This window comes from Acinetobacter sp. M5A5_2a (assembly GCF_053345265.1).
Genome location: NZ_JBKEZV010000016.1, coordinates 23,469 through 36,806, shown reverse-complemented (window position 1 = coordinate 36,806; position 13,338 = coordinate 23,469). Strand labels below are relative to the sequence as shown.

Sequence of the window (13,338 nt, the reverse complement as noted above, 5' to 3'; positions counted from 1 at the left end):
AAGATAACGCAGTCTGTGTAAGATACAAGCACTAAGATTTTTATTGTTTTTAATCTCGCTGAGCCTGTCTACTGTTGACTCTTTAACAATGGATTGGCTAAAGAATGGTCATTGGTATTTCGTCTGTTACTTGTAAAGATGAGCAAAGGCTTGCTAAAGACCAAACTGATAAGGCGATTAATTTATCTGTAGAAATCTATTTCTGGCAAGTAAATGAAAAGAAGAAATAGGAAGCGTTCAAATGAAGTCGGTACTTTGTCATCAAGCAAAATTACAAGTGGTGGACCAACCGAAATTAACTCCTACAAAAGGACAGGTGTTATTAGAGGTGGTGCGATGTGGAATTTGTGGCTCTGATTTACATATGCAACACCACTGCGACCACATGCATGATTTGGCTGCACGTGTCGGGTTTAATGGTTTAGCCAAGTCTACAGATCCGTTTGTATTGGGACATGAGTTTTGTGGCAAAGTTTTGGATTATGGCCCAAAAACACGTCACAAATTTAAAGCCGATACACTCGTTTGCACAATGCCACTTTTAAATGTAGATCAGCATGGTTATTTATCTACAGGGCTTTCTCCAAATGCATCTGGTGGCTATGCAGAGCAAGTATTGGCTCAGTCGAGCTTGATGTTTGAAGTACCCAACGGTCTAGATGTAGATAGTGCTGCCATGACTGAACCTATGGCGGTTGCATTGCATGCTGTTCGCCGTAGCCGTGTGAAAACCAGTGAGCCTGCTATTGTGATTGGCTGTGGTCCTGTCGGATTAGGTGTCATATTAATGCTTAAAGCTGCTGGGGTTAAAACTGTGGTTGCCAGCGACTTTTCACCAAACCGCCGTAAGCTTGCCGAGCAATGTGGTGCCGATATTGTGGTAGATCCGAAAGAGACATCACCATTTGCCAACTGGAAAGAGTTTGGTTTGTTGGGCAATGTTTCTGATGCAATTAACATGGGCATGGGGCTGTTTGATAAGTTGCAAGCGACTCGCTTACCTTGGTGGCATGGATGGCGCATGATTGATAAGTTGGGTGCTCTGCCAAAACGTCCCGTTATTTTTGAGTGTGTGGGCGTACCGGGTGTTTTACAGCAAATTATTGAAGGTGCACCTTTGTTTTCCCGAATTGTCGGGGTGGGTGTATGCATGCAAAGTGACAAAATAGAACCAGCACTTGCAATTAATAAAGAGTTAGAAATTCAATTTGTGTTGGGCTATACACCGCTTGAGTTTCGAGATGCCCTGCATATGATTGCAGAAGGTAAAGTGAACTGCTCACCACTGATTACGGGTGTTGTTGGTTTAGAGGGTGTTACGAGTGCATTTGAAGCGTTACGCGATCCTGAACAGCATGCCAAAATTTTGATTGACCCGAAACGTAGTGGTTCAGATATTCAATTGATGAGTCATTAATTCAAAGTCATTTTCGCTTAACTAAAAAGGTTGTGATCTCATTAATCACAATCTTTTTTTATGAGTATTGATTGCAATATTGGGCATAAATAAAAACTGCTGAGCTAATTTGTATTGCTCTTTAGTTGTTCTAGTTCTTGGTAAATCCAGTCGACAAATTTCTGAATGGTCGGTGTGATGTCTTGGCTCGAGTGAATCAGGTAGTACTTTCGGCTGCCTTTTAGTTTCTTATTGGAAACAATCACCAGTTCTTTTTTTTGTAGTTCAGATTCAATCAACATTTGTGGAATTAGAGCCATTCCCATGTCATGACTGGCGGCAACCGCAAGCATTGAAAATAACTCATGGCGTTGTCCATCAAAGGGCTTTGGATGTTGCATGTGATGAGTCAGAAACCATTCTTGCCAAATGCTAGGCCGAGTGGTTTGTTGAAGTAAGGGAATTTTTAGTAAATCTTCGGAGCTTAAATCATAGGTATTTTCATTGATCATCACTGCATCTGGAAAATACTTTTCGATCAGCCTTGGTGAGCACACAGGTACAATTTCTTCATCCATTAAATAATGTGCTTGTATGCCGGGCCAGTGGTCAATTTGCTGCTGCGTACCTGCAAAAATAGCAGCGTCAAAAATATTGTCATTAAATAAAAAAGGCTTGGTACTGGTCTCTAAGTGAACCGTAATTTCAGGGTGCTTCTGATTTAACAGATGGAGCTTGGGTAACAGCCAGCGTGTTGCAAAGGTAGGCACCACACCTAACTTTAATGTTCCACCTAAACCTTTATGAGAAATCACATCGGCTGTACATTTCTCTAAACCTAATAAATAGGGTTTAATACTTTTAAAATACTGCTGACCAGCAATGGTCAGCTCAACGCCGTGCCGAGTACGTATAAATAATTCAACTCCCAAGAAATCTTCTAACTGCTGAATTTGGCGAGAGACTGCACTTTGGGTAATACATAACTCTTGCGCAGCATAGGTATAACTTAAATGTTTTGCTGCACTTTCAAAGCAAATCAGGCCCTGAATTGACGGGATACTTCTTCGCATAAATAAAATCCTTTTATTTGTCGTCATATTTCAAAACAGCATATGACCTAAATGCAGATATCGGAGTTTAGTATAAAAATAAGCCATTTTTAATGAAATACAACCAATTAAATATCTAAATTTAACGCGACTCATTTTAAATATGCGTAAGTCGCATATCTGCATGAAGATTTATCGTTTGATTACTGCATTTTTCACGCATAACATCGAGTTAAATAAAGAAGATCAAATCAAGCAGAGGATGCGATGAATCACATGGTGACAACAAAAAAAGCAAAAGTTCAATTTAACTGGCAAGACCCATTTTTAATTGAGCAACAGCTTACCGAAGATGAACGCATGATTCGTGATGCGGCTCATGCTTATTGCCAAGAACGCCTGCAACCACGTGTACTTGAACAATTCCGTCATGAAACTACAGATCCATCTATTTTCCGTGAAATGGGAGAGCTCGGCTTATTGGGTCCAACCATTCCTGAGCAATATGGCGGCGCGGGTTTGAACTATGTGAGTTATGGTTTGGTTGCGCGTGAAATTGAATATGTCGACTCGGGCTACCGCTCTATGGCGAGCGTGCAAAGCTCATTGGTGATGGTTCCAATTCATGAATTTGGTACTGAAGAGCAAAAGCAAAAGTACTTACCTAAACTAGCTACGGGTGAATACATTGGCTGTTTTGGTTTGACCGAACCTGACCATGGCTCAGACCCAGGCAGTATGATTACCCGTGCTAAAAAAGTTGACGGTGGTTACCGTTTAAGTGGCGCAAAAATGTGGATTACCAATAGCCCAATTGCCGATGTGTTTGTAGTGTGGGCCAAAGAAGTTTCTGCTGAAGGCAATGTTGGTGATATTCGCGGCTTCATTTTAGAAAAGGGCTGGGAAGGTCTATCTGCACCTGCCATTCATGGCAAGGTCGGTTTACGTGCATCGATTACGGGTGAAATTGTGATGGATAACGTTTTTGTACCTGAAGAAAATGCATTCCCTGAAGTTCGAGGATTACGTGGTCCGTTCACTTGCCTAAATAGTGCCCGCTATGGCATTGCATGGGGCGCAATGGGCGCTGCCGAGTTCTGTTGGCATACTGCGCATCGATATACAATGGACCGAAAACAGTTTGGCCGTCCGTTGGCTGCAAATCAGTTGATTCAAAAGAAACTGGCAGATATGCAAACTGAAATTGCATTAGGTTTGCAAATAGCTTTACGTTTTGGCCGTATGAAAGATGAAGGTATTGCGTCAGTTGAAGGCACATCTTTAATTAAGCGTAACAACTGTGGAAAGGCGCTTGATATTGCTCGCATGGCACGTGACATGATGGGTGGAAACGGTATTAGCGATGAGTTTGGCGTGGCACGTCATTTAGTTAATCTTGAAGTCGTAAATACCTATGAAGGCACACATGATGTTCACGCCTTGATTTTAGGCCGTGCGCAAACAGGCATCGCAGCATTTAGTAACTAACTCGTTAATTTTTAAAAGATAGAGGTGTTCTTTCGAGAGCACCTTTAGGGATTTTTACGCAAAAATTTATGGATAATGACAAGATTCATCGTAAGGATACTCATGTGAAGATGTACCTCTGTGTACTTAAAATTGAATATAAGATGATGAAAAGTATAGAAGATTAAGTCATACAGAAAACATAAGTAGGCTGTCGATGACTCATTTGGGAAAATGAGGAACTAAAGATGAACAATGACGTTCAAGTAATATCGAAAGAGTTAAGAAATACATTTCCAAGTAATCTTGGAACATATGAAAAGATTGGACCACATACATGGAAATGGGCGTTGCTATTTGCCTATTTTGCGATGGTGGTCGATGGCATTGATATTATGCTGCTGTCTTATAGCTTGACCAGCTTAAAGGCGGAGTTTGGTTTAAGTACCTTTCAAGCAGGTGCATTGGGTAGTGCTTCCTTGGCAGGTATGGGCGTTGGCGGTATTTTGGGTGGCTGGGCATGTGACAAGTTTGGTCGTGTACGGACCATTGCCAACTCAGTGACCTTCTTTTCAGTAGCAACCTGTTTATTGGGTTTTACGCAAAGCTTCGAGCAATTTATGGCTTTACGTTTTATTGGTGCTTTAGGAATCGGAGCACTCTATATGGCTTGTAATACCTTAATGGCTGAATATGTGCCGACAACTTACCGCACAACGGTATTGGGCACGTTACAGACTGGCCAAACAGTGGGTTATATTGCTGCGACGCTGTTAGCTGGTGCAATTATTCCTGATCATGGCTGGCGTGTTTTGTTCTTTCTGACCGTGGTGCCTGCTTTTGTTAATATTTTCCTACAACGATTTGTGCCAGAGCCAAAATCTTGGCAGCTCACCAAAATTGAAAGTTTACAAGGCAATAGACAGCCTAAAGAAATTGTAGCGACTGAGAAACCCAAAAGTGGCAGTATCTATAAGCAAATTTTTAATAACTTTAAGCACCGTAAAATGTTTCTGTTGTGGATGACTACAGCATTCTTCTTACAGTTTGGTTATTACGGCATTAACAACTGGATGCCAAGTTATTTAGAAACAGAAGTGCATATGAACTTTAAAAACTTAACCAGTTATATGGTGGGTTCATATACTGCAATGATTTTAGGCAAAATTTTAGCGGGTTATCTTGCTGACAAATTTAACCGCCGTGCTGTTTTTGTGTTTGGAACAATTGCCAGTGCCGTGTTCTTACCAATCATTATTTTCTTTAATACGCCTGACAACATTTTGTATCTATTGATCACCTTTGGCTTCCTATATGGCATTCCATACGGTGTGAACGCGACTTATATGGCCGAAAGTTTTTCAACCGATGTACGCGGAACAGCGATTGGCGGTGCTTATAACATTGGTCGTGTCGGGGCTGCAATTGCACCAGCCACCATTGGTTTCTTGGCATCGGGCGGTACGTTTACCATGGCCTTTATTGTGATGGGCGCTGCGTATTTTGTTGCGGGTGTATTGCCAGGCTTATTTATTAAAGATCGTCAGTACGATCCGCAAAAACAATCATAAACAATGACAAGAAGGTGCGTTGAGTACCTTCTAAAAAGATAAGGGTATCGTTATGGGTGCATTACAAGGAATTCGGGTTTTAGATTTAAGTCGTGTGCTTGCGGGACCGTGGTGTGGACAAATCTTGGCAGACCTTGGCGCAGAAGTGATTAAAATTGAACGTCCTCGAGTCGGTGATGACACCCGCATGTGGGGACCACCATGGATGCCCGATCAAGATGGAAACATGACCCGTGAATCTGGCTATTTTCAGTGTACCAACCGCAATAAATATTCTGTTGCGGTAGACATTACCACACCTGAAGGTCAGGCCTTAATTTATGAAATTGCCAAGACTGCCGATGTTGTAATTGAAAACTATAAAACAGGGTCTTTGGCTAAATACGGTTTGGACTACGCGTCATTAAGTGAGCTCAACCCAAATATTGTTTATTGCTCGATTACTGGTTTTGGGCAAGATGGCCCACGTGCAGAAGAACCCGGCTATGATTTTATTATTCAGGGTATGTCAGGCTTAATGAGCATTACTGGCGAGCCTGATGATGTGGCAGGCGGTGGTGCACAAAAGGTTGGTGTGGCTGTGGTAGATATTCAAACTGGATTGTATTCCACCATTGCCATTCAAGCTGCTTTGATTGCACGCTCGCACACAGGGCGTGGTCAATATATTGATATGTCATTGCTGGATGTGCAGGTCGCGGCATTGGCAAATCAGGGAATGAACTATTTAGCTTCGGGTAAAGCACCGCAGCGCATGGGTAATCAGCATCCAAGTATTGTGCCGTATCAAACCTTTAAGGCTAAAGATAAAGAATTTATTATTGCTTGCGGTAACGACAAACAGTTTAAAGATTTATGTATTGCGATTGGTTACCCAGAGCTGCTCGAAAATGAAAAGTTTGTGCGTAATCAGGACCGCGTCAAATATCGAGATGAACTGATTCCTTTATTTTCGGAGCACTTTTTGCAGAAAACTGCCAAAGAATGGGTTGAGATGATTCATGCTTTAAAAGTACCAGTAGGTGTCATCAACTCTATTGAAGATGCCTTGGCTGAACCACAAATTGTGCATCGCAACTTGGTGGTGAATATTCCTCATCGTTTAAATGAAAACTTCCAAACCATTGGTTCACCAATAAAGTTGTCTGATACTCCGGTTGAATACCATCATGCACCGCCAGAGTTAGGTGAACATACTGCTCAAATCTTATCGAGATTTAAAACAGCAGAAGAGCTGGCTACGTTAAAAGAGAAAGGCATTATTGATGGAAAAATTGCTTAAGCTATTGCCATTTTTAATGTGATTCAATTTAAAAAAAACTGTGATTTGAAATGAATCACAGTTTTTTTATTAGAAAACAAGAGCCTTAATATTTAAAAATAAGTGGCAGCTCTGGTCTGAAATCATGAATCATTCCTTGAGGTTCATGATCAAAACTGATTTCCATTAAATGCTCTGATCCATCTGTCACTTCAAAATGATCGAGCGTGTTGAACAGTAACGAAGTAGGGTGCTGTTCAATGTTTGGAATAGAAACTTTGATAGAAGTTATTTCTGATAAATCTTTGCTATGTGCAAGAGGTTGTTGTTTTTCTTTAGAGGCGAGGTCTGGTCGTGAAGCAAATGAAAGGAAGAACCACATCGGTTCAGATACAACAGAATCTTTAGCAACATTTACTTCTAAGCTGGCTGGTAAATAGCTTGGCTTGTAAACCCAATGAGGAAATTTTGCACCGTTATCATCTTTATTTTTAGGTCGAAAACAAATACCAAAAGGGGACGCGATATTATTTTGAGTACTTAGTCGCTCAAAAAGCAGAGTAGGTTTTGTGAGATCACTTGAGGCTTCTTCTGGGTTATTTAAAAAGATTAATTCGATAAAGCTATTTTTAAAGAAAAAGCGTCTGTTTTCTGTACCTTGACCTGGGTGCTTATTGGATGAACCTTCTGTTAGACCGAATTTTTTTAAAGTTTCAGCTTCGGGAGCGCCTGATTGTACACAAATAAAAATATGGTCCACTTCCATTTTAAGTTCTCATGTTTTGTTGATGAATATTAAATAATTGATTAATAGAATTTTTCATGTTTATCGCAAGTGTTTCATCGAAACCATCGACTAAAAAGCGGCTAATTAAGCCTTCAATCACCGTATAGATCAGCTCAGATAAAGCTTCACCATTGGGTACATTGCAGTTCTGTGCAATCAGTACTTTAATCCATTGTTTATGGGCTTTAGAAATAGAAATAATGTCTTGATCATCTTGGTTAGATTCAGCGACCGCTCTTACAAATAAACAGCCTTTAAAAAAATCTTGCCTAAACCAATTGGTATGCCAATCAAGAATTTTATTGATGGCCTCTAACCCCGTTGCATCTCCCACATAGCCTAAAAGACTTTGCTTAAACCGTTCATCACGAGCAATCAGTACAGACTGAACCAGTTGATTTTTATTTTTATAGTACGTGTACATTGTGGTTTTGGAACAACCAGATTCATCGCGAATCAGGTCGACGCCAACCCCGACAAAACTATTTTCATTAAATAACTTCTCGGCTGTATCTAATATTTTTAAGGCAGATTTTGACATAAAACTTTTCCAAAAAATAAAATAGTACAGATCTGTACTATTTTTAATTTTATCTATATGCTTTTTAAAAAGCAACTTTTTGTTTGAGGAATAAAACCATGTTCTCGATCTTTTATGGCAAAGAAAAACTGGCTCCATCGCCCAATAAAATTGATATTTTAAGAAGCCTTATTGGGGGGACAGTCAGTATTTTTCTACTTCTGTGGTTGAGTAAGCTCACACACAATATTTTTATCATGGCGCCGTTTGGTGCGACCTGTGTATTGCTCTATACCGTGTCGCAGTCTCCTTTAGCACAGCCGAGAAATATCATATTTGGGCATCTTATCTCGGCTTTTGTGGGTTTGTTTTTTCTAAAATTTGTGGGTGTTTCTATTTTTACAATTGCTTTTTCAGTGGGCTGTGCAATTGCACTCATGCAGATTTTTAAATGCGTTCATCCACCTGCTGGGGCCAATCCTTTGGTTATTTTGCTTACTGCGAGCAGCATACATTACGAGAGGAGCTTCTTAATTTTCCCTGTTTTGGTCGGCGCAGTGTCGTTAGTTTTGGTGGCGATACTGATTAATAATATTAAAGCGAGCACCAAGTGGCCGATGTATGGCTTGGGAATTTTAAATAGTAAAAAGTAGGGAAGGCATGAAGTGTTTTGAGCTGAAAAATAATAAAAGTATTCACTATGCCAAGATAGTGAATACTTTTGAATGAAATTATGACTTCTTTGAAATACGCTCTTCGATGGCAAATTTGAGTAAAGAAGCACTGCGGTAAAAACCATGTGCGAACTTTCCAAATGGCATGGTAATAAAGAATGTCATGACTGTGGCTAAATGGAAAATCAGTAAAAGTGTCATGTAAGGGGTATTACGAAATGCCATGAGTGCTAACCCTGAAGCGCTAACGATAAGTAGAAGGAAGATAAAGCCTCGATCTACAGGTTTTTGCTCACGGTCACCATGTAACGGATGGCGTTTAAGATTTAAATAGAGCAAGCCAGATGGCCCGATAACTAAGCCAAGTCCACCCAAAGTACCCAGAATAACAGGTAAGCTAAAGATAGGGTAAGGCGCATGCAGGTCAAGAAAATAGTGGTATAAAGTCGCTACACCTGTGGCTGCAAAGCAGAGCATAAAGCCATAAAAAGTCATGTGATGGAACACACGGCGGATTTGCGTGTAACGGTCATCTTGCTCATTACAACCTTTGCCATGACCACCATCTAAATATTTAAGCGTTAATACATTTTGGGTGGCTTGAACCAGGTCTGGTTTCTCAACTTTGCCATGAATGACTTTAGATGTTTGTCGCCAGAACTTACTAATTCCAATGCCGAGCAGCACAATGGCAACTGTAAAGGTCGCTCCAAAAAGTAGAGCTAAAAAGTTATGCGGGAAAATCGCATAGAAATTACCTTGGTAGCCTGCAAACAGGTCAGTGCCTTTGTACCACACCACAGCTAACATGCATAAAAAGAAAATAAGTGTTAATGCCGAGACAAAAGGAATCCCGACAGACTTATAAAGTCGGCCTAAAGGCTGAGGGGTCGCAAACTCTTGGTAAGTTTCCAAACGTACTTGCGCCATCGCTTTTGGAATGTTTACACCAAACTCATGTGGCGGGGCATATTGGCAAGCATGTAAACACGCACCACAGTTATGGCATAGGTTTGCGAGGTAATGAATATCGGCTTGATTAAACTCAAGGCGCTTAGTCATGGCAGCAAATACAGCACAAAACGACTCACAGTAACGACAAGCATTACAAATCTGTAGCGCTCTTTGAACTTCTTGTTCGTGATCAGAGAGCTGAACAACTGGAATTAGGGCTTTAGTACTAGCATTCATGTTCAACTCCTTGTGAAAGTGCATAGTGGGCTGCATTTTTTCCGGCAATGCGTCCAAAGGTCGTGCCAATCGACATGCCGACTCCTGCGGTATAACCCTGACCGAGTACGTTACCTGCCATCATTTCACCTGCGACAAACAGGTTGCGGCTGGCTTTATTGTTAAAACGCACAGCAGCATCGTCTTCGACTTTTAAACCTAAATAGGTAAAGGTAATGCCGGGCTTAAGCGCATAGGCATAGAAGGGTGGTTTATCAAGCGGAACGGCCCAATGGGTTTTGTTGGGAACAATATTTTTGGTGGTGCAGTCATCTAAAACCGTATGGTTAAAGGTACCTTGCACACAGGCTTGGTTAAATTCTTCTACCGTGTGACAGAAGGTTTTTGCATCTAGCCCGATTTTTTCGGCCAGTTCTTGAATGCTGTGTGCTTTTACACCCGCAAACACAGGTGGCATAAAGCGCCCAATGGCTTTTGAGTCGATAATGGAATAGGCAATTTGCTGTGGTTGTTTGGCAACAAGACGGCCCCAAATCGCATAACGTTTTGGCCAGAAGTCTTCGCCCTCATCGTAAAAACGTTCGGCTTTGTTATTGACCACAATTCCCAGTGAAACGCAGTCAATACGGGTGCAGATACCGCCGTCATATAGCGGTGCTCGTGCATCTACAGCGACGCAATGAGATTGTGATGGGTCACCAATAATATCGGCGCCTTGATCTATCATAAATTTGAGTAAGTTGCCTTGATTAAAGCGAGTACCACGAATAATGAAATTATCGGCAGGCCATTCGCCATTTTCATTTTGTCCCCATGCTTCTCTTAGCCACTCCAAATTTGACTCAAAACCACCTGCGGCCAATACACAGCTTTTTGCTTTAAACACACGACCATCTTCAGCAATTGCGGCTTCAAAATGTCCTTGGTTTAACTTTAAATCTTTAATTTTTGTGTTGTATAAAATTTCAATGCCAAGTGCTTGAGCACTACGGTAATACGCATTAATGAGAGCTTTACCACCACCCATAAAAAAGGCATTGGTACGTGCAACATGCAAAGCACCCGATAGTGGGGGCTGAAAATTCACACCATGTTTACGCATCCAGTCACGGCAGGTCGCCGTGCTACGAATCACCAGACGAGCTAAGTGTTCATTGGTTTTTCCGGCAGTTACTTTAAGTAGGTCTTGCCAATATTCTTCTTCGGGGTAGGCATCCACCAATACATCTTGAGGAGCATCATGCATGCAGCGAAGGTTACGAGTGTGTTGTGAGTTACCACCACGCCATTCTTTAGGTGCTGCTTCTATGACAAGCACAGACGCGCCACTTTCTTTTGCCGTGAGCGCGGCACACAGTGCGGCATTCCCACCACCAATTACAATCACATCATGCATGGATTTCTCCCTTTCTCAGCTCGGGCTAATGTAGCTTTAAAAGAGAGGGTGGAGTGAGAGGCTGGGCTTGAATGGGTGTTTAGTAAAAATAAACACTAATGGCTTAAGTGTTTATTATCTCCGCACCCGGCCAGCGTTTTTCATTAATCAGGTTGGTGACACAGGCACGAATCACCACTTTCGTGGCTAAGGTGGCAGGCGAGAGCTCTTCTTCAGACAGACTAATTAAATAGTTAATGCGTTCAATGGCAGGTTCTACAACGCGTAGCAAACATAGGTCTTGCCGTGAGTTTAATGATGCACCCGCAGGTTGGATGGTTGCCATTTCCAGTTGGCTAATGCTTTCCATTAGCAAATGTAGCCCATCAATTTCATAGGCCACTTTAAGCTGATGAATTTTTTGTTCGAGCAACAAACGCAGCCCATGTCGTTGACTCGGTAAAATCAGGGGCAGTTCTTTAAGCTGTGAATGAGTAATGGTTTGAGTGTCTATACAGCTTTCAAGGTGGTACTGACTCAGCACTTCTTTAGGTGAGATTAAAAACATTTGTTCTTTGACTAAAGGCTGTATCGCCCATTGTGGGTCTACATCGTCACTAAAGATGATTGCAACATCGAGCTGTCTTGCATTAACTAAGGCTTTGAGATCACCAGATAAGCCTTCAATTAAACGTACTTTAATGTCGGGGTAACGATTTCTCATGAGTTTTAAAAAGTGCGTGCCAATAACCGCTGCAACACTCGGCGAAAATCCAACGGTGACATGTCCACTTAAACGTGAAGAATGAGCAGAATCTACGGCATGGTCTAGGTGTCTAAGTGCCAGTTGAACCTGTTGAAAAAAAGCTAAACCCGCAGGGGTGGGAACTGTACCCAAAGCAGTACGTTGTAAAAGGCGAATAGAAAGTTCGCTTTCTAATTTTGAGATTTGCTGACTTAATGCAGACGTTCCAATATCGAGATTTTTTGCAGCTTTACCCAAGCTTCCTGACTCGATCACTGCAATAAAATACTTTAATTGTTTGAGTTCCACGGCAAATACTACATTGACCTTTATTGATTATTCTACACTGGTTTATTGCTATACATTTTGTTCTATTACGCTGAGTAAACCACCAACAGAGTAAAGGCAACATCACCTCAAGATGTTGCCTTTTAGAGCTTTTATTGTTTAACCTGCTCAAGACCCTGTTCTTCAATAATTTGTGTTGCTTGAGGCGATTTCACAAACTTGATTAACTCTTTTGCAACTTTTTCATGTTCAGAGTTTTTACCAATGCCAGCCGCAAACACGGTGACTTTCTGATAAGGCGCAGGAATTGGACCCACTAAATCAACCTGACCATATTGACCAGTAAAAGGTTTGATTTCACTGATTTGCTGGAAACCAATATCAAACTGACCTTCAGCAATACGCTTTGCAACGCGGTCACCTACCACTTTTTCTGCTTTACCAGAAATCACTTTGTATTCGACAGGTGGGAAGCTTGGGAAAACATCTTTTTCAAGATGCGTACCGCTCGCACTTGCTGAATAGCCAATGTGCTTAGCATTTAATAAAACTTTTTCGAATTTTGCAGCAGAACTAATGTCTGGTTTTGGCGCACCTTTAGGTACAGCCATGCCAATGCTTGAATTAACCAAAGCACTTTGCGAATTTGGATCTACATAACCCTTTTCTGCGAGTTTATTGAGTTCAGGAGCAGCCAACACTACGACATCAAAATGTTCACCACGATCGAGTCGGTTTGGAATTGCCGTTGACGATGCACCCATGGATGAACCAGATGAGAGATGAACGTTATGGCCAGTTTGCTTTTCAAATATTGGAATGAGTTTTTCCATAGATGAATAAAAACCGCCTGAGCTAATCACTTCGAGTGTATCTGCGTTAGCAAGGGTCGAGCCTAAGCCTGCACCAGCTAAGCAAATGGTCATGAAGATAGGGGACTTTTTCATAGTATCTCGCTTTAATGATAGGAGAGCACAGTACGGCTGCAAATGCGCCGTACTGTTCATTAAA

General features: G+C 41.4%; 12 protein-coding genes. 5 read left to right on the top strand and 7 right to left on the bottom strand.

Going from position 1 to position 13,338, the window contains the following annotated elements; all coding sequences use genetic code 11:
- The first annotated feature begins 241 nt into the window (after positions 1 to 241).
- Positions 242 to 1,417: a zinc-binding dehydrogenase gene (locus tag ACLBWE_RS18380; RefSeq protein WP_447604224.1), complete on the top strand. Its 1,176-nt coding sequence runs from the start codon at positions 242 to 244 to the stop codon at positions 1,415 to 1,417.
- Positions 1,418 to 1,521: 104 nt separating this feature from the next.
- On the opposite strand, the gene ACLBWE_RS18375 is transcribed toward ACLBWE_RS18380, so the two are convergent.
- The gene (locus tag ACLBWE_RS18375) at positions 1,522 to 2,469 is read right to left on the bottom strand and encodes a LysR substrate-binding domain-containing protein (protein WP_191000684.1); all 948 of its coding nucleotides are present in this window, start codon (positions 2,467 to 2,469) and stop codon (positions 1,522 to 1,524) included.
- A gap of 246 nt (positions 2,470 to 2,715) precedes the next feature.
- Here ACLBWE_RS18375 and ACLBWE_RS18370 point away from each other — a divergent pair, with 246 nt between their 5' ends.
- The 3 genes from ACLBWE_RS18370 to ACLBWE_RS18360 all read left to right on the top strand — a co-directional run bounded on the left by ACLBWE_RS18370 (position 2,716) and on the right by ACLBWE_RS18360 (position 6,768).
- Positions 2,716 to 3,936: an acyl-CoA dehydrogenase gene (locus tag ACLBWE_RS18370; RefSeq protein WP_092710154.1), complete on the top strand. Its 1,221-nt coding sequence runs from the start codon at positions 2,716 to 2,718 to the stop codon at positions 3,934 to 3,936.
- Between the two features lie 227 nt (positions 3,937 to 4,163).
- Complete coding sequence (locus tag ACLBWE_RS18365; protein ID WP_437119771.1) at positions 4,164 to 5,486, top strand: MFS transporter; 1,323 nt, start codon at positions 4,164 to 4,166, stop codon at positions 5,484 to 5,486.
- A 52-nt stretch (positions 5,487 to 5,538) separates the two neighbouring features.
- Complete coding sequence (locus tag ACLBWE_RS18360) at positions 5,539 to 6,768, top strand: CaiB/BaiF CoA transferase family protein (protein ID WP_447604223.1); 1,230 nt, start codon at positions 5,539 to 5,541, stop codon at positions 6,766 to 6,768.
- 85 nt (positions 6,769 to 6,853) lie between these two features.
- Here the strand turns inward: ACLBWE_RS18360 and ACLBWE_RS18355 are convergent, their stop codons facing one another.
- Positions 6,854 to 7,513: a VOC family protein gene (locus tag ACLBWE_RS18355; RefSeq protein ID WP_447604222.1), complete on the bottom strand. Its 660-nt coding sequence runs from the start codon at positions 7,511 to 7,513 to the stop codon at positions 6,854 to 6,856.
- A gap of 1 nt (position 7,514) precedes the next feature.
- Positions 7,515 to 8,075: a TetR/AcrR family transcriptional regulator gene (locus ACLBWE_RS18350; protein ID WP_447604221.1), complete on the bottom strand. Its 561-nt coding sequence runs from the start codon at positions 8,073 to 8,075 to the stop codon at positions 7,515 to 7,517.
- Positions 8,076 to 8,173: 98 nt separating this feature from the next.
- Between ACLBWE_RS18350 and ACLBWE_RS18345 the strand changes: the two genes are divergently transcribed.
- Complete coding sequence (locus ACLBWE_RS18345) at positions 8,174 to 8,707, top strand: HPP family protein (RefSeq protein WP_447604220.1); 534 nt, start codon at positions 8,174 to 8,176, stop codon at positions 8,705 to 8,707.
- Positions 8,708 to 8,785: 78 nt separating this feature from the next.
- On the opposite strand, the gene tcuB is transcribed toward ACLBWE_RS18345, so the two are convergent.
- The 4 genes from tcuB to ACLBWE_RS18325 form a co-directional block, all read right to left on the bottom strand.
- On the bottom strand, positions 8,786 to 9,919 hold the full coding sequence (gene tcuB / locus ACLBWE_RS18340; protein ID WP_447604219.1) for a tricarballylate utilization 4Fe-4S protein TcuB: 1,134 nt from the start codon (positions 9,917 to 9,919) through the stop codon (positions 8,786 to 8,788).
- Positions 9,909 to 11,315, bottom strand: coding sequence for an FAD-dependent tricarballylate dehydrogenase TcuA (tcuA, locus tag ACLBWE_RS18335; RefSeq protein WP_447604218.1), 1,407 nt, complete (start codon positions 11,313 to 11,315; stop codon positions 9,909 to 9,911). Before tcuA ends, tcuB begins: the two co-directional genes overlap by 11 nt.
- Positions 11,316 to 11,418: 103 nt before the next feature.
- Positions 11,419 to 12,348, bottom strand: a complete 930-nt coding sequence (locus ACLBWE_RS18330) for a LysR family transcriptional regulator (RefSeq protein ID WP_447604217.1) — start codon at positions 12,346 to 12,348, stop codon at positions 11,419 to 11,421.
- A 131-nt stretch (positions 12,349 to 12,479) separates the two neighbouring features.
- Positions 12,480 to 13,274, bottom strand: coding sequence for a substrate-binding domain-containing protein (locus ACLBWE_RS18325; RefSeq protein ID WP_424614537.1), 795 nt, complete (start codon positions 13,272 to 13,274; stop codon positions 12,480 to 12,482).
- Positions 13,275 to 13,338: the final 64 nt, after the last annotated feature.